The sequence below is a fragment of the Kaistella treverensis genome (assembly GCF_900114045.1).
GTDB lineage: Bacteria > Bacteroidota > Bacteroidia > Flavobacteriales > Weeksellaceae > Kaistella > Kaistella treverensis.
Map to the genome: position 1 here is coordinate 260,871 of NZ_FORQ01000002.1, position 20,847 is coordinate 281,717.

The 20,847-nt window shown below is 39.7% G+C and carries 17 protein-coding genes; 9 read left to right on the plus strand and 8 right to left on the minus strand.

Translation table 11 applies throughout. The features are described 5' to 3' along the window. Window positions 1-61 precede the first annotated feature (61 nt). The 4 genes from BMZ55_RS06645 (at window position 62) to BMZ55_RS06660 (ending at window position 5,483) form a co-directional block, all read left to right on the plus strand. Complete coding sequence (locus tag BMZ55_RS06645; RefSeq protein ID WP_089819661.1) at window positions 62-1,738, plus strand: DUF6909 family protein; 1,677 nt, start codon at window positions 62-64, stop codon at window positions 1,736-1,738. A gap of 121 nt (window positions 1,739-1,859) precedes the next feature. Continuing rightward, complete coding sequence (locus BMZ55_RS06650; RefSeq protein WP_089819662.1) at window positions 1,860-3,704, plus strand: M1 family metallopeptidase; 1,845 nt, start codon at window positions 1,860-1,862, stop codon at window positions 3,702-3,704. A 59-nt stretch (window positions 3,705-3,763) separates the two neighbouring features. Continuing rightward, window positions 3,764-4,522 (plus strand): type III pantothenate kinase, encoded by a 759-nt coding sequence (locus BMZ55_RS06655; protein ID WP_089819663.1) that lies wholly within the window; start codon window positions 3,764-3,766, stop codon window positions 4,520-4,522. Between the two features lie 10 nt (window positions 4,523-4,532). Next, entirely contained in the window at window positions 4,533-5,483 is a 951-nt protein-coding gene (locus tag BMZ55_RS06660; protein WP_089819664.1) for a hypothetical protein, read from the plus strand. A gap of 2 nt (window positions 5,484-5,485) precedes the next feature. Here BMZ55_RS06660 and BMZ55_RS06665 read toward each other — a convergent pair whose 3' ends face one another. From BMZ55_RS06665 to BMZ55_RS06695, 7 genes are all read right to left on the minus strand, one after another. Continuing rightward, the gene (locus BMZ55_RS06665) at window positions 5,486-5,920 is read right to left on the minus strand and encodes a nucleoside deaminase (protein WP_089819665.1); all 435 of its coding nucleotides are present in this window, start codon (window positions 5,918-5,920) and stop codon (window positions 5,486-5,488) included. Window positions 5,921-5,986: 66 nt separating this feature from the next. After that, window positions 5,987-6,526, minus strand: a complete 540-nt coding sequence (locus BMZ55_RS06670) for a hypothetical protein (RefSeq protein WP_089819666.1) — start codon at window positions 6,524-6,526, stop codon at window positions 5,987-5,989. Window positions 6,527-6,589: 63 nt separating this feature from the next. Further along, entirely contained in the window at window positions 6,590-7,183 is a 594-nt protein-coding gene (locus tag BMZ55_RS06675; RefSeq protein WP_233701913.1) for a hypothetical protein, read from the minus strand. A 167-nt stretch (window positions 7,184-7,350) separates the two neighbouring features. Next, the gene (locus tag BMZ55_RS06680; protein WP_039342298.1) at window positions 7,351-7,995 is read right to left on the minus strand and encodes a 50S ribosomal protein L25/general stress protein Ctc; all 645 of its coding nucleotides are present in this window, start codon (window positions 7,993-7,995) and stop codon (window positions 7,351-7,353) included. Between the two features lie 47 nt (window positions 7,996-8,042). After that, window positions 8,043-8,981: a ribose-phosphate diphosphokinase gene (locus BMZ55_RS06685; protein WP_039342301.1), complete on the minus strand. Its 939-nt coding sequence runs from the start codon at window positions 8,979-8,981 to the stop codon at window positions 8,043-8,045. Between the two features lie 95 nt (window positions 8,982-9,076). Continuing rightward, window positions 9,077-10,627 (minus strand): SGNH/GDSL hydrolase family protein, encoded by a 1,551-nt coding sequence (locus BMZ55_RS06690; protein WP_089819667.1) that lies wholly within the window; start codon window positions 10,625-10,627, stop codon window positions 9,077-9,079. A 12-nt stretch (window positions 10,628-10,639) separates the two neighbouring features. Continuing rightward, on the minus strand, window positions 10,640-11,878 hold the full coding sequence (locus BMZ55_RS06695; RefSeq protein WP_089819668.1) for an OmpP1/FadL family transporter: 1,239 nt from the start codon (window positions 11,876-11,878) through the stop codon (window positions 10,640-10,642). Window positions 11,879-12,267: 389 nt separating this feature from the next. On the opposite strand from BMZ55_RS06695, the gene ricT reads away from it, so the two are divergent. The 5 genes from ricT (at window position 12,268) to BMZ55_RS06720 (ending at window position 19,325) form a co-directional block, all read left to right on the plus strand. Beyond that, a complete protein-coding gene (gene ricT, locus BMZ55_RS06700; protein ID WP_089819669.1) occupies window positions 12,268-13,569 on the plus strand; it encodes a PSP1 domain-containing protein in 1,302 nt (433 codons plus the stop codon). Window positions 13,570-13,573: 4 nt separating this feature from the next. After that, entirely contained in the window at window positions 13,574-14,026 is a 453-nt protein-coding gene (locus BMZ55_RS06705; RefSeq protein WP_233701914.1) for a gliding motility lipoprotein GldH, read from the plus strand. A gap of 8 nt (window positions 14,027-14,034) precedes the next feature. Continuing rightward, window positions 14,035-16,410 (plus strand): penicillin-binding protein 1A, encoded by a 2,376-nt coding sequence (locus BMZ55_RS06710; RefSeq protein WP_089819671.1) that lies wholly within the window; start codon window positions 14,035-14,037, stop codon window positions 16,408-16,410. A gap of 63 nt (window positions 16,411-16,473) precedes the next feature. Further along, window positions 16,474-18,018 carry a protein adenylyltransferase SelO gene (locus BMZ55_RS06715; RefSeq protein WP_089819672.1) on the plus strand — a complete coding sequence of 515 codons (1,545 nt, stop codon included), beginning with the start codon at window positions 16,474-16,476 and terminating at the stop codon, window positions 18,016-18,018. A 32-nt stretch (window positions 18,019-18,050) separates the two neighbouring features. Beyond that, entirely contained in the window at window positions 18,051-19,325 is a 1,275-nt protein-coding gene (locus BMZ55_RS06720; RefSeq protein ID WP_089819673.1) for a DUF6080 domain-containing protein, read from the plus strand. 58 nt (window positions 19,326-19,383) lie between these two features. Here BMZ55_RS06720 and BMZ55_RS06725 read toward each other — a convergent pair whose 3' ends face one another. Further along, complete coding sequence (locus BMZ55_RS06725; protein ID WP_089819674.1) at window positions 19,384-20,754, minus strand: tetratricopeptide repeat protein; 1,371 nt, start codon at window positions 20,752-20,754, stop codon at window positions 19,384-19,386. Window positions 20,755-20,847 lie beyond the last annotated feature (93 nt).

Sequence of the window (20,847 nt, forward strand, 5' to 3'; positions counted from 1 at the left end):
GAACCATTTACCTGAACGGCTTTAAAGAGAAAAACCCTATATTTGTGTGAAATTTTACATTATGGTAAATTCACGCGCTAGAGAAACCACTGAAGCAATCGAAAGACTTTACGTTTCCATGCGGCACTTGTTTTATAGAGGTTTCTTTAAACCTGCCGGCATCTCCGGCGAAAGTCTACGGTCACTACTGACCACCATTAATCCAGAAATCTACGGAACCATGAGCGCGCCTAATAAAATAGAGCTCGATGGATTGCTGTATGTTTTAGACCGACTTCCGGAAGGAATTGAGGAATGTTCTTTTATTCACCTGACTTCTGATGAAGGTTTTGAAAAGGGAAGTTTTGAAGTAATCGTTCCGAAAAAACGTCGCAGAAACTGTTACCGGATTGATGAGCATCAAATGAATATTGAGGTACTTTTGGGTCGTTCGGAAATCTATGATATTTTAACGCACCTTACCTTCTTATATATAGAAGCGGATAAAATCCGGCAATTGGCTTTTATTTCCGACGAAAATGACAAATCAACGCGCGCCTGGAAAGAAATTGAAGCGGTGGCGATTGGTGACAAGAAATTAAGCAGAAAAGAAAAAGAAGTTGCGCTTGTTCATCTTTCCTCGCTTCTGGGAAGAACTTTTGATGAAACACTGAATGCTTACAACAATTTCGGCGACGACAAAAATCCGGACCGGTTGTTTAAAATCATTTATCATCTGGGTGACGAAAGTTTTAACGATTATAAAAAAATCCGAGAAAGAGAAGTGCATTTTTCCGCCATCCTGCGCGAACGCGTCGGTCATCATTTTTTCGGGGAGAAATGGGCAAATAATGTAAAAGCGGTTTTGGCAGAAAACGGTTTGCAAATGCGACCGCTCCATATTATTTCCGCCAACATGCATTCGGTGAAAAATATGCTTTTTGCTAATGATTCCATCGGAAAAAAAGTGAGCAAGAAGGTAGATTATAAAATGTACGAGGAAATTTCTAACAAGAGATCGCTTCAGGAAAAAATTCTCACGCACTCTCAGGAAGCCGGACTTATTTACATTGACGATGAAAGCGGAAGCAATATCGATGTTCAGATTATCGATTTAGCCAAAACCGATTTAAGCAATACTCCTTTTGCAGGAATGAATTATTCCGGTGACGATGTCATCATGGTCTTCGATTATGCTTTTGGTGAACAGGCTTATGAGGTAATGGACGAACTGCTGCGGCCGTACGAATTCAATGAAGAAGTTTACACGATGAAGGTGAAATCCATTTCAATCATGGGGAAAGCCGGGATTTTGATGGGTGGAAAAGGCGATATTATGATTCCTACCTCGCACGTTTTTGAAGGAACAGCAGATAATTATCCGTTTGAAAATGCTTTGAGCCTCGCCGATTTCGAAGATGACGAACTGCAGGCTTTCGAAGGTGGAATGGTAACTGTTTTGGGAACATCACTTCAAAATAAAGACATTTTAAAATATTTTATGGACACTTCCTGGAAAGCCATTGGACTGGAAATGGAAGGCGCGCATTATCAGAAAGCGATTCAGGTTGCTTCGAAAATACGCCACCATATTTCGGAAGATCTGTTTGTAATGTATGCTTACTACGCGTCAGATAATCCGCTTGAAACGGGTTCCACTTTATCATCTGGCGGTCTGGGACTTACTGGCGTAAAACCGACGTACCTTATTACATTCAAAATACTTGAAAAAATTCTGCAAAGTTCAATGAACGACTAAAAGTTAGAATTTCTCGGAACTAAACTTCACCTTTCAGCTCGTAAAGCTGAAAGGTTTTTTTAAGCGTTATTAGCATATAAAATCTAAAATTCTTATCTTTAAAGCTTCAAAATAATTTTGTATGAATAAAAGTTTACTCTTTATTTTTTCCTTCTTTTTCGCTTTATTTTCCGCACAAAAAGGTCCATATTATCAGCAACGCGCTGAATATAAAATGGACATTGATGTGGATGCAAAAAATTTCACGTACAACGGTCAACAAACTTTAAAATATACCAACAATTCACCAGACGAACTGGATGTCGTTTATTTCCATCTGTATTGGAACGCTTTTAAACCAGGTTCCATGATGGATCAGCGCGTTGCTTCACAAGGTAAAAATGGCGATTCGCGTTTGCAGATTAATGGTGTTTCGCGTTTAGCTTCCATTCCGAAAAGTGAGGAAGGTGCACAAAATATTCACTGGATTAAGCAAAACGGTAAAAACTTGAAATTCGAACTTCAGGAAACCATCATGAAGGTTTATCTGGACACTCCAATTAAAGCCAATTCTACAACAACTTTCACCATGGAATGGGATGCTGTCATTCCTATGCAGATACGCCGTTCAGGTAGAAATAACCGCGAAGGTGTGGACATGACCGTGACGCAGTGGTATCCTAAAATTGCGGAATACGATTACGACGGTTGGGCAACTTTTGATTATATCGGAAGAGAGTTCCATGCGCCGTTCTCGGATTTTGAAGTCAATATTAAAATTGATAAAAATTATGTCGTAGGTGCCGGCGGAACTTTAGAAAATCCTTCTGAGGTGAAAGGTTATGAAACGAAACCTTCCATTAAAGCTGATAAAAACAACAAAGTAACCTGGCGCTGGACCGCGAAAAACATGCTTGATTTTGCGTGGGCTGCAGACCGAGATTATACCGTAGAATCTTTCGTGATTTTAGACGGGCCAAAAGTTTATTTCGTGTATCAAAAAAGCGATAAGACAAAATATTGGTCGGAAGCAAAACCTTACGTTACCAAATTTTTCCAGTTAATGAATGCGACTTACGGCCGCTATGTTTATCCTTCGTACTCCTTCATTCAAGGTGGCGACGGCGGCATGGAATACGGCATGTGTACCATGATTTTAGGTGAAGCGAAGTCACTTGAAGGATTGATTGGTTTAATGGTTCATGAAGGCGGACATTCCTGGAACCAGCAGATTATGGCGTATAATGAAAGTGTACGACCATGGATGGATGAAGGGTTTACCAGTTATTATGACGACATGATTATGTACCAGCTGTTTCCTCCCGCGACAGCGAAACCCAATCCGTTTACCGAAAGTATCGAAGGTTACCGAAGATTTGTAAAACGCGGAATTGAAGAACAAGCTGGCTGGCTCGGCGATCACCATGATAATGGTTCTGCTTACTCCGTAGCTTCTTACACCAAAGGTGAACTGTTTTTAGTTCAGCTCGGTTATATTATGGGCGAAGAAAATCTTTCGACCGTGATGAAAGATTTTTACAAAGAATGGAACTTAAAACATCCTACCGACCGCGATTTTATGCATATCGCGCAGAAAGTTTCCGGCATGGATTTAACATGGTTTCACCATTACTGGATCAACACAACGAAAACCATCGATTACGCTGTAAAAGATGTTAAATACGATGAAAATTCCACCACAATTACTTTAGAAAATAAAGGCACCGTTCCAATGCCTGTTGATTTTTCAATTTTAACTTCCGATAAAAAAGTGGTGAATTACCAGATTCCGCTCAACATGACGCATACCTGGAAAAGCAAGGATATTTATGGTGATTTTAAAACCATGAATTATTGGCCATGGACGCAGAAAGAATATACACTGACCATTCCGTATAACAAATCTCAGATTTCAGCATTAGGAATTGATTTTTCGCAAAGATTAGCAGACATCAATCCCGAAGACAACTTCGTAGAAGTTAAGTAACAACGATTGGTTTTGCTCTTTTTAAAAAATTAGGCGCAAAACAGACCAAAAAAACACAAATGAATTCCATCGTTGTAAATATAGGAAATACCAATATCCGGTTCGGCTTGTTCCATGAGGACAAGTGCGATATTTCGTGGATTTTAAATACCAAACCGTACCGCACCAGTGATGAATTGCAAATGCAGTTCATGATGATGTACCAAACCCACAAAATCGCTCCGGCGGACATTGAGAAGATCATTATCGGTTCTGTGGTACCACAGCTTACCTACGATATTTCGCGCGCACTCCAGAAAATTCACGGTAAAAAACCAACTGTTGTTGATCGCAATACACCTTCGGAAGTCCAGCCGAAATCTAAACAAATGGGTACCGATATTTATGCGAATCTGGTTGCCGCATATCATCTTTACCCGCACGGTAAAAAAATTATTTTCGATTTCGGGACCGCGCTTACCGCAAGTTGCATTGATGAAAACGGTGAAACTATCGGCGTAATTATCGCGCCGGGAATTATTACTGCTTTAAATTCATTAATTCACGATACCGCACAACTCCCGGAAATTGAGTTGGTTAAGCCGAAATCTGTTTTGGGATTAGATACGGTTTCGTGCATGCAAAGCGGCATGGTTTACGGATATCTCGGCATGGTTGAAGGCTTTATTGACCGCATAAATAACGAGGTAAAGGACGAATGTTTTGTAATAGCAACCGGCGGTGTCTCGCATGTTTACAAGCCATTAACCGATAAAATTAACATCGCAGACCGGCTGCATACTTTGAAAGGTCTGTATTATTTAGGTAAAGATCTGTAAGAATGGAAAAATGAAAAAAATAGCCCTTTTAACCCTGTTTTTTTTATTTACGGTTCAAAATATTTTGGCTCAGAAAAGTCTTGTGGGCAGTTACCAGATTTCTTCCACCAATCCGTACGATGTGGCCTCGCACTGGCTGCTTTTCGATAATGGTGAATTTGCTGTAGTTCGTGCTTCGATGGTGGTTTCCGGTACTTACGAGGAAAAAGATGACGGAATAGAATTCACGCCGTCAGTACCAAAAGAACCTTTCCATGTCTTTGGCAGATATAACAGGGAAATCAGCGGCACAAGAATTATGCTGAAAGGCGTCGATTTACGGGAAAAAATCTACGTCGCCACATCTTCTGACCAGATTTATTCCGTTTTCAGGAAAGACGCGCGATGTCTGCCCGCTACTTTACGGAAGATTTATGACGAACCGATTTCAACGCTGATTCTTGCGAACTATTTAGGTGATGGTGATGAACCGGTAAATAAGTTCAATTCAGAATACGATATTGGGAATTTCAACGATTTCATTATCATATATTTTAATTCGCAAACAATTTTACCGCCTTTCAAGGGCAAAATTTCTAAAAATAAATTACGTGTTGAGTATGGATTATCATCATACGATAACCTCATCATTTCCGAATCTGATGAATTTAATGTAGGAATGTCCGTAGAAAAACAGCAGAATTATTATAAGCAAGATTCTTTGATCTGCGATAATGAATACAATTTTGTTACTTTCTCACCGGATTTAAATACCAATACCGTTCAAAGAATTGTGAATGATGAAGATTATGAATTTAATACCGACGAGGAAATTTTCACCATGAAAGCTTTGGCAGCAGGTGAAGAAAAAATGCCCGCGGATTTCGAAAAACTTTTTGTGTATAAAATGCTGCAATATAAAACAACATCTACTCCACCAGCTTTAGCCAAGAAAAGTTTATTTGATGCTAAATGCCATTAATTTTATCTTTTACTTCTAAAAAATTCTTTCACGATTTGTGAGCATTCGTTTTCCAAAATACCCAGGACAATTTCTGTTTTCGGATGAAGGTACAGGTTTTTATTAATAAAACCGCGCTGCTCGTCTCGCGCGCCGATAACCACTTTCGAAATCTGAGACCAGTTTAAAGCGCCCGCGCACATCACGCAGGGCTCAAGCGTTACGTAAAGCGTACAGTTATGCAGATATTTACCACCAATAAAATCTGCGGCAGAAGTAATAGCCTGCATTTCAGCATGAGCGGTTACGTCATTTAAAGTTTCGGTGAGGTTGTGTGCTTTTGCAATAATCCGGTTTTGTGAAACGACGACACAACCCACGGGAACTTCATCTTTTTCCAGTGCTTGAGTGGCTTCTGCCAAAGCCATTTTCATAAAATATTCGTCGTTAAAAGCCATTTTTTTTAAATTTCGTATTAACAAAAAAATAAGCCATTAAAACGGCATTTTTTTGCCTTTTACTGACTAGAAGCGATATCCAATTCCCAGCATCCCTTTGCCGGTAATCTTATCGAAATTCCCGCTCCCAAATCTTCTGGCGATTCCCGCACTTGCTTCAAACAGGATATTTTTGCGCGCAATCCATTTTCCGCCAAAACCAAAACCTAGACCAAAAGTCGTATTATCTTCAATTTCAAACGAAGAATTTCCGTACGGATCCGAATAAAAATAAGTGTCGTAATTGCGGTCGTTTGACATGGTAATAGGCGCGAAACCCTCAATAAAAAATCCGGAGGCGTATTTTTTCCCAAAATACATCCGGTAATAAGGTGAAATTTGCGAGGTTACACCGTCAATGCTATCATCGCTGTTGAAAAGAAGAGCAACGTTAATACCTATTCCGGAGCTTTCATTAAGCAATCTTTCGTAAGAAACGTTCAACGCTGGACCTGCGATCAGCTCGATTGGGCTGATCATAATATCATTTTGTTTTTCTTCACCTTCCTGTGCGTGCAGCTGTAGAAAAGTGGCAAAAAATGCCGAAATAAGGAGAAATTTTTTCATAGGTTATTTTTACCAAATGTAATAATATATTTGGCACCGACTGTGTTTTTTTTAACAACGTGCTTAGTCAAAATTCATTGCTAAAGGCAGGCGGAAACGGTAGCGCACGGGAGTGGAATTAATGTACGCCGGCGTAAATTTATTCGGTAAAAGATAGAGTGCAATCTCGGCCTGGCGGTTAAAAGTAAAATTTTCACCGTCTGCTTTCACGCTGCTGATGCTGCCATCTTTTTCCACTACAAAAAGAATATTTGTACGAATGATTTTTTTATCGGCAAGCACAGCGTCGGTATAGAAAATGTTGGAAATCTGCTCGCGCATTTTGTCAAAACCTCCGGGATATTGAGCGTCTGTGGTGAGGTCGGACTTTCGTGCATTGTATTTTGTTCCCGGCTTGTTTTCTTCATTTGGAAAAATTTGCCCTAAATCTTCCCGAATTTTCACTTTTACCAAAGCATTGATGAGCGCGCTGTTCTGGATGCTGTCCATCTTTACCATAAACTCCTGAAAAACGTTTCGTACCAGCGCTTTCTGTTCGACGTCCGGTTCTTTATCAAAGCGCTTTTTAAACTCGGTGTTCAGCATGCTGCGCTGATAATCGTAATAATTTATTACCTCTTTAAACTCGGAATTTTGCTGCCCGAAAATAAGGGACATTAAAATAATAAAGAAGAATTGTAAATATTTTTTAAGCACAGCGGTAAATAAGAAAGTAAAAATAATTAAAATAAACGAGAATAAATTCTAAAGCACAGGGTGAAATCACTATTAAATAAAAGTCCCGCTCATTAGAACGGGACTTATTATTATTTATTGAAGATTAATTATTCTGCGCTTGTAGCTTCTGCAGCAGGAGCATCACCTTCAGCAGGAGTAGCTTCACCTTCTTCATCTTCATCTTCAGCAGCTGCACCACCTTTAAGAGCTGTTCTTGCCATTTTCACAGCTACAACTACGGCGTTATCAGGATGCATAAATGTAAATCCTTCTGCTTTTACATCACCAACATAAAGTTTGCTACCGATTTTCAATGGGGTAATATCCACCACGATTTCATCCGGCAAGTTAGCAGGAATCGCTTTAACTTTAAGTTTACGGAATGACTGACGAAGTGCACCACCCGCAACAACACCTTTAGAACGACCTGTTAATTTCACAGGAACTTCCATAATCACCGGCTTGTCTTCTGACAACTGGTAAAAATCTACGTGTAAAATTTTGTCTGTTAATGGGTGAAATTGAATGTCCTGAAGTACGGCAGGAATAGTTTTTCCGTCAACCTCAATAGATACCGTGTGTGCTTCAGGAGTATAAACCAAACCTTTGAATGCTCTTTCTTCTGCAGAAAAATTCAGGGTTTCTTCACCTCCGTAAACAACACAAGGAACTAATTCAGCATCACGTAAAGCTTTAGTAGACTTTTTGCCCACGCTTTCTCTTTTTGTACCTTGAATTGTAATTGATTTCATTATAGTAAATTAATAAATTTTAAGGCTGCAAAGATATAAATTTAATATTAAATAATGAATTTATCGCTGATGGATTTGTGCTGATGCACCATATTCATGACGTCAGCAAACAATTCTGCACATGAAAGCACTTTTATCTTAGAACTTAATTCGGTTTTCACCGGAATGGTATCCGTAACGATAACTTCCGAAAGCTGAGAATTTTCAATATTTTCATACGCATTGCCGGAAAGAACTGCGTGTGTTGCCATTGCACGAACGCTCAGCGCGCCGTTTGCCATGATAATTCCTGCAGCTTTACACAACGTACCTGCGGTGTCAATCATATCATCAATAAGGACGACGTTTCTACCTGCAACATCACCAATAAGGAACATTTCATCAACGACGTTCGCTTTTTTACGCTCTTTATAAGCAATTACGACATCGGCTCCGAGGTGGCCGGCATAATTTTTAGCTCTTTTTGCGCCTCCCATATCTGGTGAAGCGATGGTAAGCGAGGGCAAATTCAGTTTTTGGATATAATCGATGAAGATTGTGGAAGCATACAAATGATCGACTGGAATTTCGAAAAAGCCCTGAATCTGATCAGCATGTAAATCCATGGTCATGATTCGCGTTGCACCGGCGGCTGTAAGTAAGTTTGCCACCAGCTTTGCTCCGATTGGCGCTCTTGGCTGATCTTTTCGATCCTGGCGCGCTAATCCATAATATGGAAGAACCACCGTGATGCTTTTTGCTGAAGCACGTTTTGACGCATCGATCATCAGTAATAATTCAAGCAGATTATCTGCCGGCGGAAAGGTGGAACCAATTAAAAAAACCCGCGCACCACGCACGGATTGGTCTAAAACAGGTTCGAATTCGCCGTCGCTGAACTCCTGAAAATTAATTTTTCCCATTTCCTGCCCATAAAAATGAGCGATTTTTTCTGCCAAAACCTTACTGGTGCGGGTAGAAAATAAATAACTTGCCTGGTCAGCCATTTTTTCACTTTATTAGATGTGCAAATTTAAAAAAAATAAAACCACCCGAAGAACTCAAGTGGTTTAATTATTTGGTTTAATTAGTCCCGATTTTTTTAAGGGAAAGTAACGCCGGAATAGCTGTTTACATTTACTTTTGGTAAAGTAGATTTGTATTTATCATTAATAGCTTCGATAAATTCATTAGCTAAGATTGCGTATCCGCGTCCTGTTGGATGTACACCGTCCAGTGAGAATGAACCACCGGTTACAAATGTTGAAGTATACTTCACGCCATCAAACTGGATACCGCCGGTTGCGTTAAGTTCACCCATTGTAGTATTAGCATCTACGAAAGCAAGCCCGTAAGTACCCGCTAAAGCAACAATTGATTTATTGTATGCTGTTACAGCTTTTGCCACTTTACCAACTTCAGTTGCTGTTAAAGAGTATTGATCGCCTACTGGGAAAGATGCTCCGTAAATAAACTGTGAAGTTGCTGTTGCAGGTGCATTTGTAAGTGCATCAAGACCTAAAACATTTGAAGCGGTAAGAAGAATCAATTCTCCTTTTTTCGCCTGTCTAGCCTGACCAAAAGCATTTCCTAAAAATGCTGCCTGTGTTGCCGGATATCCGTTTGCTGCTAAAACTGCGGTTAGCTGTGCTGATAAGTTCGGTAAAGAATTATCTACAATAATTACCGGATTATTTCCTGCTTTTACCATTGAAAAACGGTCTGGTGCACCTAAGTATGTAAGCGCTCCGATTAATGGCTGATATAAGCCAGCGTTTAAAGCCTGTGCTTTTGCAGCGTCTAAAGGGACTGCATTATAAGGAACACGGTTGAAGTAAGGAATTTTTGTTACATCCGGAATGTTAGCAATTACGCCTTTTGTAGCTCCTACACTTTTCAAACCATCAAGCATGTTTTTGATTACACCCGCAACGAGAGTAGGATCAGAAATATCATTAGACTTATAGGTTGCAGGGTTCATATTACCTGTTTGGTCAACTGCTGCAACAATTTTGTTATCTGATGTGGTATTTGTTCCGCCACTTGTTGCGTAAGAAAGAACATCGTTATTACCAATCCACAGCGAGAAGAACGTCGGTTTTTGCTCCATTGCATCACCAATGACGCTTGAGGTTGGTGTTTTGGCAAAACGCACGAAGTACGGATTTGCTGCTCCAACAGCTAAATTTGCTGCGCTACCGTAACCCGGTGCAACAAGGTGAAAAGATTTTGCTCCCGGAACTCCCATATTATTATAAGGACCCGCGCTATAAATATTTGCTAAAGTTGTCGCGCCCGTTCCCGGTGCGATCGCCAAACCAAGTGTTGGAGTTAAAATTCTTTTGTTGGAAAATCCAACAGACGGAATACCACCTAAATTATCTGCCATCAAAGGTTGCTTGAAGACACCACCACCGGCTAAGGCCATCTGTTGAGCGATCATTGAAGGGAAAGATTGAGTTTGTCCATCAATGTACAAAGCACCATCTTGGTAACCTGAAGTCAATGAATTACCAATTGCCACATATTTGCTGAAATCTGCGGTGCCGCTTGTTACAGCAATATTTGCAACATCTGTTTCAAAATCTGTCTTACAACTCGCAGTGCTCAATAATGCTGCTACTGCCAGGGTTGAATATACTATTTTTTTCATAATTTATTAATCTTAAAATGCGTTATATGAAAGACCTAAACCAAAATAATAAGCTTTCGCTTTAGCCTGTCCGTAGAAGTTATTGTAATCGTTTTCAACCATTCTGGTTTTTGGGAAAGCAAGTCCACCTGCCAAATCAACTCCAAAACCTTTGAAAACATTAATTCCTAAACCTGCAGTAAATACATTAGAATCGAATGATGGCGTTTCTGCCTGGAAATTTTTGTCAGAGTATGGTGACTCGTCATAATAATATCCTGCGCGTGCAGCAAACATATCATTAATCTGGTATTGAGTTCCGATTCTGTAGGTGCGTGTGCTTTTGAAGTTTTTCGGGCTTACCAAAATGGTTGCATCATTTGGCTGATTACCGATTGGTGCGTTTTCGAAATCTAAAGTAAGTTCGTTATAACGGTCCCAACCGCTGTAATTAAAGTCTCCGGAAACCAACCATTTCGGTGTAATTTTATAAGTAAGACCTACTGTATATTCATCAACCAAAGGTAAAGTTGCTTTAAATGAATCTGTACCGGCAGCATCAAGACCCAAGTTCGGATATAAAGCCTGAGAAATATTGAAACTTACGGTTCCGTTATCCGCTTTCATATCGATTGGGGAACGGTACGCGATGCTTACATCTAATTTTTCGGTTGGTTTAATATAGAATCCCACACCGAAACCACTTCCGGAAGCCTGGTCATCGGTAAGATTTAAACTTCCGCCCAACTGCGTTACCGCTTTGTCCCAGTTTACACTTCCTTTTGCGTAGATATAGCTACCACCAACAGATGCCCACGGTGATAATTTAAAGGAAACCATCGGCTGGAAATAGAAAGCTTTCAGCTCCAGACGCTGTACGATCTCGCGACCCGCCCAGTCAGAAGGCCATTCAATAGTACTTCCGAATGGCGTAGAAAAGTTGAAACCAACTGATACATTATCTAAAACTCTATATGCAATTGCAGCATAAATAGGTGTTCCAAGCGGACTGTCTGTTTCATAAGACTGTAGCGTTGACATATTTTGGTAAGTCACTGTGGACTGTGCGCCAAAACCTCCAGCTGCAACACTTAATTTTGCCGGAATGAAAGACATTCCCGCAGGGTTGAAAAATGTTACACTCGCATCTTCTGTATGTGCACTGGTGTGAGCCATGGCCAACTGCTTTACACCCTGTAAAGAAACTCTAAAGCCTCCGGCATAGGAAAGAACGCCGGCCAACAATGCTGTTGTTACAACTATTTTTTTCATAAAATCATTATTAATGTTCCAAATATAAAATTATTTTTTAAACAATTGTTAATTATTCTTAATTTATTTCAAACATATTTGGTTAAACGCCAGCCGTTTAAAAACTACCATTAGAAATTAGTAAAAATTTCCCTTTAGAACAGGCAATTTCTGCTTTTTAGCTAAAAATGCAAAAGCACTTGTTTAATTTAAATAAAACGCCTTTTTAGCACCGAATTTTTAAATTCAGTAATTATATGATTAGCATAATAAACGGACAATATTTAAACATATCATAAATAATTAGCATTTTTAATGCATTTTGAAAAATAACCGATGGAAATGAATGCCCTTTAGCCGATACCAAAAAAATTATACTAAATTTGCAGCTTATTACAAAAAATAAAAATATGAGTTGTGGATGCAAAACATCCGGCGATTCTTCCCATTCCTGCGGAACGAAGTCTGCAAATGGGTGTGAAAGTGTAGATACGTGTGGCAATAGTTATAAATTAAGTGTTTTTGATTGGCTTTCGGATATTAACAATCCGTCGCAGTCACAAACTGATTTTGTGGAAGTTAGATTTAAAAACGATCATAAATTTTTCTATAAAAACGTAAATAAATTGCCGCTTCATATCGGAAGCATCGTCACAGTAGAATCCAGCCCGGGTCACGATATAGGTGTAGTAAGCCTTACAGGAGAACTGGTTAAAATTCAGATGAAGAAAAAATATGTCACTGAAGATAACCCACTGAAAATTTACCGTTTAGCCAACCAAAAAGATATTGAGGTTTGGCAGGAATACCGCGCGAAGGAAGAAAGCGTAAAAATACAGGCACGTAAAATTGCGTATGCTTTAAACCTGGATATGAAAATTTCTGATGTTGAATATCAGGGCGATGGTGGTAAAGTTACGTTTTATTATACTGCAGAAAATCGCGTAGATTTTCGGCAGTTGATTAAAGAATACGCGTCACTTTTCCGTACTAAAATTGATATGAAACAAATCGGTTTCCGTCAGGAAGCCGCAAAAATTGGCGGAATTGGCTCCTGCGGACGCGAACTTTGCTGTTCTACCTGGTTGACAGATTTCCGTTCGGTGAATACCAACGCCGCGCGTTATCAGCAATTGAGTATTAATCCGCAAAAATTAGCTGGCCAGTGCGGAAAATTAAAGTGCTGTTTAAATTACGAGCTCGACAGTTATTTGGATGCGCTCAGCGATTTTCCTTCTTCAAATTCTACCATTGATACCATTAAAGGAAAAGCGTTCTGTATTAAAATCGATGTGTTCAAAAAAAGAATGTGGTTTGCATATGTAGATCATTCCATGGCTTGGTACGATCTTGACGTACAGGAAGTTAAAAAATTGCTCTCTCAGAATAAGAAAGGTGAAAAAGCGCCGCCACTGGAAGAATTAAAAACCAACGATATTCCGGTAAAATCTGTAGATTTAATTCAGGAAAACAATGTGGACCGTTTCGAACGACGAGACAGAAATTCTGGAAAAAACCAGAAAAGAAGGCCGAATAACCAAAACCAAAATCAGCCTCGCGGAAACCGAAAACCAGCTGAAAACCAAAATCAAACGGAAAAGAGAAATCAGCCGCGCCGCGAAAAGCAACCAACCGAAAATGCGAAACCTGCTCAACCGCAGGCTAAAAAATTTAAAAAGAAGACTCCGCCCAAACGTGATGAAAATACATAACATTTTGAGCCTTTTTTTCGTTATTGCAATTTTGCTAAGTTGTGGTGATAATTCAGAATATGTGGAACTCAAAGGTCTTAACGGCACTTGGGATAAAAATGCTGAACAGAAGTTTAACTTTAATATTACCGATAATCAAGAGCCCAGAAATATTATATTTGTGGTAAGAAATAATAATGATTATCCGTACAGCAATATCCGCTTAATCGTTGATTTTCTGAACAATAAAACCAAAACCAAAAGCACTGATACGCTGAATTATATTTTAGCGGAACCAAACGGCACCTGGTTAGGTAAAGGCTTTGGAGATACCAAAGAAATCCTTTTTCAGTATAAAGTAAATTATAAATTCCCGAATGTGGGTGATTATTCTATCGGCATCAAACAGGCGATGCGTCAGGAAAAATTGCCGGGTATAGAAGATATTGGCGTTAAAATTAATACAGCGAAACCGTAAAAGTATTTATGGAAAACACACAGAATAAAGGAAATAAAACACAGTTTCCGCTTCCTCCCAAAAAAACCCGGAATACCGGCTGGAAAAAGTGGGTAAAAATGATCTGGATGGGACTTGCCATCCTGGTTGTAGGCATTGCCGGATTATTTTTTGCGGTTTCACAGGGTTTTCTTGGTGATATGCCCGATGTGAAGGAACTCGAAAATCCAGATATCTATGTTGCTTCGGAAATTTACTCTTCAGACGGTAAACTTTTAGGAAAATTCGAAAAAGAAAAAACGCAGCCTGTTACTTACAAGCAGCTTCCACCGTATTTAATTTACGCTTTACAGGCAAAAGAAGATGAGCGCTTTAAAGAACATTCAGGAATTGATTTACAGTCCGTTGCGCGTGCCGTGGCATTTGGTGGTCAGCGTGGTGGTGGTTCCACCATTACCCAGCAGTTGGCAAAACTATTATTTACCGGAACAGCTTCGCAGAATACCGTTCAGCGTGTTTTTCAAAAACTGAAAGAATGGGTTGTGGCAGTAAGTCTTGAAAAAAGATATACCAAAGAAGAAATTATTACCCTCTATTTCAACAAGTTTGATTTTGTAAACAACGCAAATGGAATTGAAATGGCTTCGCGAATTTATTTTAACAAAAAAACGCCGGAGCTTACACTTCCGGAGGCAGCTACTTTTGTGGCGATGTTGGAAGCGCCGGTTGCGAATAATCCCTTGAGAAATCCGGACCGCGCGAAACGCAGAAGAGATGTGGTTTTAGACCAAATGCTGAAAACCGGATATTTGGATCAGCAAACTTATGAAAAAGCCGTAGCAACACCAATTGAAACAGATTTTCATCCGATAAAAACCATCGACGACGGATATTCCGCGTATTACAAATCTTATCTGAGACAGGAAATCGAAGGTTATATTAAAGATTTTGAGAAAAAAACAGGAAAAAGACTGAATATTTTTAAAGATGGTTTAAAGATTTATACCACGCTGGATTCACGAATGCAGGTGTATGCTGAAGAAGCTATTAAAGAACATTTGACCGACCTCCAAAAAAGATTTGATGCTGAACAGCGCGGCCGTAAAGACCGTCCGTTCTACTTAATTGATGACAAACAGATCAATTCCATCATGGTTCAGGCCATGAAGCGTACAGGCCGCTATAAGCAGCTTAAAAACGCGGGCGTTTCCGAAGATTCCATCATGATCGATTTTAAAACCCCGATCAAAACCTCAAGATTTACCTGGGATGGTGAAGAAGAAGTAGAAATGTCGCCATGGGATTCCATCAGATACCACAAGCAAATCGCGCAGGCGGGATTAATGTCTATGGTTCCTGGAACCGGCGAAATTAAAGCTTGGGTTGGCGGGATTAACTGGCAGCATTTCCAGTACGATCACATCAAGCAGGGAAAAAGGCAGGTTGGTTCTACATTTAAACCATTTGTTTACGCTACTGCGATTATGAAATTAGGGATGACGCCTTGTTCAACCGTTTCTAACGCAACTTACACCAAAGGAACGTGGCGCGTAGAAGGCTCCGGCGGAATGCTGACACTTCGTGATGCCTTAGCCCACTCTAAAAACCCGGTTGCCGTGCGCCTTATTGAAATGACCGGCGTAAAAAGTGTAATCCAGACAGCGCGTGATTTGGGCGTCACTGAAGAAATTCCGAACGAATACGCCGTTGCTTTAGGTTCTTCTGATATTACAATTTACGAAATGCTTGGCGCCTACAGTACTTTTGCAAATTACGGAAACTACATTAAACCCGAAATGATCTGGCGTATTGAAGATGCCAACTCCCGTTTGATTAAAGAGGTGAAACCAGTGACCAAAGAAGTAATGAATGAATTGTACGCCTACACCATGATTGATTTAATGAAAGGGGTTGCCGAATATGGTACCGGTGCAGGCGAACTCGGTCGTCGCGGAGTTCCGCAAGGAATTGAAATTGCCGCCAAAACCGGAACAACACAAAACAACTCTGATGGTTGGTTTATGGGTATTACACCAAATCTTGCGACGGGAGTCTGGGTCGGCTGGGAAGACCGCGCGGCGCACTTCCGCGGAACGGGTGAAGGTCAGGGTGCGAAAATGGCGCTACCCGTTTGGGCAATTTATATGAAAAAAGTCTGGGCCAATAAAGACCTCGAAGTTTCACCTGAAGACAAGTTTGTAAAACCTTCCAACTGGACCGGAAGCTGTACCGACTTACAGGGGCTTGGCGGTTATGGTGACGAAGGCGCGCTGCAAACTATCGATGAAATTAAAAATCCAAAAGCTGAAGAACCGGTTAACGTTCCGAAAAAATCTCCGGCGAAAAAAGAGGAAAATGTCAACGAAAAAATCAATACCGGCGAGGAAATTGATTTTAATAAATAAGTTCTATTTTACTCATAACATCCTTTCAAAGTAATTTGGAAGGATTTTTTTTACCTTTGATACATGAATTTAGACCGTATAACACAACCATATTTCGAAATTTTTCCGGGTGATTTGTCCGGAAATCCTCAGCAGCGCCAAACGCCACAAATGGTCTTTTCAACCGTTAAAATCGTAGGTTTTGAAAAGCCGGAGCTTATAGTCTTTAATGAAAAACTGGCGCAGGAAATCGGTTTGGGTGAAATTGAAAACCAGGATGATCTGAACTTTTTAAATGCTTCTGCACTTCCGGAAAATATTAAAACGTATTCTACGGCGTACGCCGGACATCAGTTTGGGAACTGGGCGGGACAGCTTGGCGATGGACGCGCAATTTTTGCCGGTGAAATAACCAATGAAAATGGCAAAAAAACAGAACTTCAGTGGAAAGGTGCGGGCGCAACTCCGTATTCCAGACATGCTGATGGTCGTGCGGTGCTGCGCTCTTCCGTGCGGGAATATCTAATGAGTGAAGCGATGCACCATCTTGGCATTCCGACAACGCGCGCACTTTCGCTTTCGCTGAGCGGCGAGCAGGTTGTTCGCGATATGTTGTATGACGGACATGCGGCGTACGAAAAAGGCGCCGTCATGATGCGGACAGCACCGAGCTTTTTGCGCTTCGGTCATTTTGAATTATTATCAGCGCAGAAGGAAACAGCTACTTTGCAAAAATTAGCCGATTTTGCCATCAAAAATTATTTCGCGGAAATCGATGAAAGCAGTTCAACAAAATATGCGGAATTTTTCCAGAAAATTTCTGATTTAACCGCGGATATGATTGTAGAATGGTACCGCGTGGGATTTGTGCATGGCGTGATGAATACCGACAACATGTCGATTCTTGGTCTTACGATTGATTACGGGCCGTTTTCATTTTTAGACGAATATCACCTGAATTTTACACCGAACACCACAGATTTACCGGGCCGACGTTATGCGTTTGGAAATCAGGCGAAGATTGCGCAGTGGAATCTTTGGCAATTGGCGAATGCGCTTTATCCATTAATTAAAGATGAGCAACAACTGGAAGAGACGCTGAATAATTTCAACGAACGTTTTTGGCAAAAACACGATGAAATGATGGCGAAAAAATTTGGTTTTAATGAACTTTTGGATGAAGATGCAGCTTTTTTCACCGAAGCGCAGCAGCTTATGCAGGATTTAAGCCTCGATTATACCTTATTTTTTAAACAACTTGAAACTTACACGGAAGAAAGCGACAGTAAACTTCATTTTGAAAGTGTCTTTTACCATTCAATTACAACTGAAAACAGAGAAAAATTAAATGTTTTTCTTGGCAAATATTTAGAAAGGCTTGAGAAAAACAGCATTTCAAAAGAAGAATCTTTGGAGCTGATGCAAAAAACCAATCCAAAGTTCATCCTTCGAAATTACCTGCTTTTTGAATGTATCAATGAATTAAATGAAGGCAAAAAAGATCTTTTAAATAAATTGCAACACGCTTTAGAAAATCCATACAAAGAAATTTACCCGGAATTTTCGGTGAAAAGACCTTCATTTTACGATGGGCAAACCGGAAGTTCTACCCTGTCCTGCAGTTCCTAAAATTGCCTATTTTTGCAGCTAAAATTTCACTTTTGGATTTCAAACAAAAATTTACCGATTTGCTGCGGACGGTTTTCCCGGAAACAAAATTTGAGCTGCTTTTATTTCTGATTTTTATCAGCGTCTACGGCATTCTGGGAACCATAATCGCCTTAGATTACCGCATTATTTTTGATAACAGAATTCCGTGGGACGCGTATTTCAGCTTTGATAACCGTGCGATTGTGATGACCGGCGGCGGTTTTGAAAGACATCCGCTGGCCAATTATTTTTTTAGCTGGATCCGGGAGTTTGCTCTCTTGTTTTCAAACGGTGAAAAAAACGAAATTTTTCGGCTGGTTTTGGCAGGTTGCAGCAATCTGGGGGTGAGTTTAAGTTTAATCCAGATTTATAAATATCTGAAAAACATTATCACTTTACCGAAAAAAATTTCGAGCTTAATCACCATTTTTTTTGCTTTTTTCAGCACACCGATTTTGCTTTCTTTTACGCCGGAAACGTACACTTACACCTTATTTTTTCTGACGCTGTTTAATTATTACGCGGCGCTGAAACTCAGGAAAAATGAAAAAATTCCGGCCTCCGCGCTGGTTTTTTCCGGAATTGCTGTTGGAGGATTAACCGTGACCAATATTGTTAAAGTGTATATTCCTTTGCTGTTTGAAGAAAAAGTGTTCCGGGACTGGCGAAAATTTGGCAGTTTGGTTTTACGTGTAGCACTTTCGGTGGCAGCTTTTGTTTTGCTGTTTATGTATCGCTTAAACTTTAAATTTCTACATTTTTTCGAAAAATCCACAGAACAGTTGGAAAAATTTTCAAACCCGAAAGTTACGCCCGTTTGGGATATGATAATTTCCTGGTTTTTCGGTGGAAATATGCTTTTCAGCTCTTTTATTCTGCGCGATTATCACAACAAAAAAGGTTTTGAATACAAGGCACTTTTTATGGACGTTTACACCGGCGTGTTCCCCTACATTTTTGTCGGAATCGTTCTATTTTTGGTTGTTTGGAGCTACGCAAAAAATTTCAAAAATAAGCTGGTTCAGGTTTTAATGCTGTCGTTTTTAGTGGATGTTTTAATTCACTGTATTTTAAAATTCGGGCTTCACACTTCGTATATTTACGGTGGACATTTTATTTTCATTGTTCCGCTGATGATCGGCTGGCTTTTTTACGCTTACCGAAATTCTGCTAAAATGATTTCAATTTTATTCGCCACTGTTTCGGTGCTTTTCTTTTATTTAGCACTCAATAATTTTTATCGGATGACGGAATTTTTCCAATTTCTGGATTTTTACTATCGCTAAATATTAAACCAAAAAAACGCGCTAAAAGCACGTTTTTTTTCATTTTAACCACAAGTTTTTATTTCTTTTTGGCTTTTACTTTATCAACTTCCTCTTTAATAAAAGGATATTTCTGCTGCATATCATCCAAAAGCTGCGGATCGAGTTCCAGCGCTTTTGCGAGTGAGTTTCTGCCTTTTTTCTGGTTGTTCAGGTGGAAATAGCAGTTGCTAAGCTGATAATACAGTTCTGCTCTGTTATGTAGTTTTGTACCATTTAAAAGCACCGCAATTGCTTCTTCATATTCACCAATCAGCATCAAAACTTCCGATTGCGCGTACCAGTTATAAAAGCGGTTCGGCTCAAAATCCACCAGTTTTTTAAGGCAAATTAAACTTTCTTCAAACTCACCAGCTTCAATGTGAAGATACGCCAACCTTTTCTGATATTCCATATTGGTGTCGTTCAGCGAAACAGCCTCTTTTGCAAAATGCAGCGCTTCCTTCATGCTGCCCATTTCTTCGTAGACATACGACTGTTCGATCATCGACATATAAAATTGCGGGTCATCGCGAAGTGATTTTTGGAAAAAATTCAGAGCTAAAACAGGTTGTTTATTCTCTTTGTAACACAGCCCGATTTTATAGAAAGTGAAAGATTTGGTATATTCTAGCGCCAACATTTCTTCATAGACTGCGATGGCTTTTAACCACTCTCCCATCGCTTCATAACATGCTGCTTTGTTCGCATAAACGCCAACGGATTGGGAATTGATCGCCAATAAATAATCAAAACCTCTGATGGCTTCTTCGTAATTTTTCTTATTGAAGTAAAACTGACCGTATTCGTACCACGCAGTTTCCGAAAAAGCATATTTATCCAAATAACCATTCAAAAATTCGATGGCTTCATCGCCTCTTTTCAGCTGGTTGTAGCAAAACATAATGTTTTCTAACGAATATTCATCCTGCGGATCGAATGTCAGTGCGAGTTTATAATGTTTCAGTGCCTTGAAAGGATCTTCAAGGTTTACGTATTCGTCTGCGATAAAGTTGTGCAGGAAGTTTTCCTCTTCACCGAGTTCTAAAGCAAATTCACAATATTCAATGGAACGTCGCGGGTTTCCAAGATTTGAATAATATTTCGCACAGCACACCAGAAAATCTGTTTTTTCCATGCAGCTTTCCTTTAGTTCAGCCATTAATTCTTTGGCTTCCGCGTATTTTTCAAGTTCGAGAAATACTTCGAACTGCTTTACTTTAAGGTCGATAGAATTGGGATGGATTTTAAGGCCATATTTTGTCGCCATATCGGCAAACGAAATATCGCCCATTTCCAGGTAGTGAATAATGATTTCTTCGTATTCTTCGGTTTCGAAGTACAATTCGTCATTATTTTCTATCATTGCTTCGAACCGTTGTACTAGTTCGTTTTCAAAAAATTCTTCCAATAGTATATTTTACGGTTATTTCCGATGGAGGAATTGCGCTTGCAACCTTCGGAAAAACCTTTTACTTAAACATTTATTAAATTTAATAAAAAT

Coding starts and splice junctions, on each gene's coding strand:
- ricT (WP_089819669.1), top strand. CDS start 12,268: ATGAGTTGTGGATGCAAAACATCCGGCGATTCTTCCCATTCCTGCGGA.
- BMZ55_RS06645 (WP_089819661.1), top strand. CDS start 62: ATGGTAAATTCACGCGCTAGAGAAACCACTGAAGCAATCGAAAGACTT.
- BMZ55_RS06660 (WP_089819664.1), top strand. CDS start 4,533: ATGAAAAAAATAGCCCTTTTAACCCTGTTTTTTTTATTTACGGTTCAA.
- BMZ55_RS06655 (WP_089819663.1), top strand. CDS start 3,764: ATGAATTCCATCGTTGTAAATATAGGAAATACCAATATCCGGTTCGGC.
- BMZ55_RS06670 (WP_089819666.1), bottom strand. CDS start 6,526: ATGAAAAAATTTCTCCTTATTTCGGCATTTTTTGCCACTTTTCTACAG.
- BMZ55_RS06710 (WP_089819671.1), top strand. CDS start 14,035: ATGGAAAACACACAGAATAAAGGAAATAAAACACAGTTTCCGCTTCCT.
- BMZ55_RS06675 (WP_233701913.1), bottom strand. CDS start 7,183: ATGTCCCTTATTTTCGGGCAGCAAAATTCCGAGTTTAAAGAGGTAATA.
- BMZ55_RS06690 (WP_089819667.1), bottom strand. CDS start 10,627: ATGAAAAAAATAGTATATTCAACCCTGGCAGTAGCAGCATTATTGAGC.
- BMZ55_RS06650 (WP_089819662.1), top strand. CDS start 1,860: ATGAATAAAAGTTTACTCTTTATTTTTTCCTTCTTTTTCGCTTTATTT.
- BMZ55_RS06715 (WP_089819672.1), top strand. CDS start 16,474: ATGAATTTAGACCGTATAACACAACCATATTTCGAAATTTTTCCGGGT.
- BMZ55_RS06695 (WP_089819668.1), bottom strand. CDS start 11,878: ATGAAAAAAATAGTTGTAACAACAGCATTGTTGGCCGGCGTTCTTTCC.
- BMZ55_RS06665 (WP_089819665.1), bottom strand. CDS start 5,920: ATGGCTTTTAACGACGAATATTTTATGAAAATGGCTTTGGCAGAAGCC.
- BMZ55_RS06680 (WP_039342298.1), bottom strand. CDS start 7,995: ATGAAATCAATTACAATTCAAGGTACAAAAAGAGAAAGCGTGGGCAAA.
- BMZ55_RS06685 (WP_039342301.1), bottom strand. CDS start 8,981: ATGGCTGACCAGGCAAGTTATTTATTTTCTACCCGCACCAGTAAGGTT.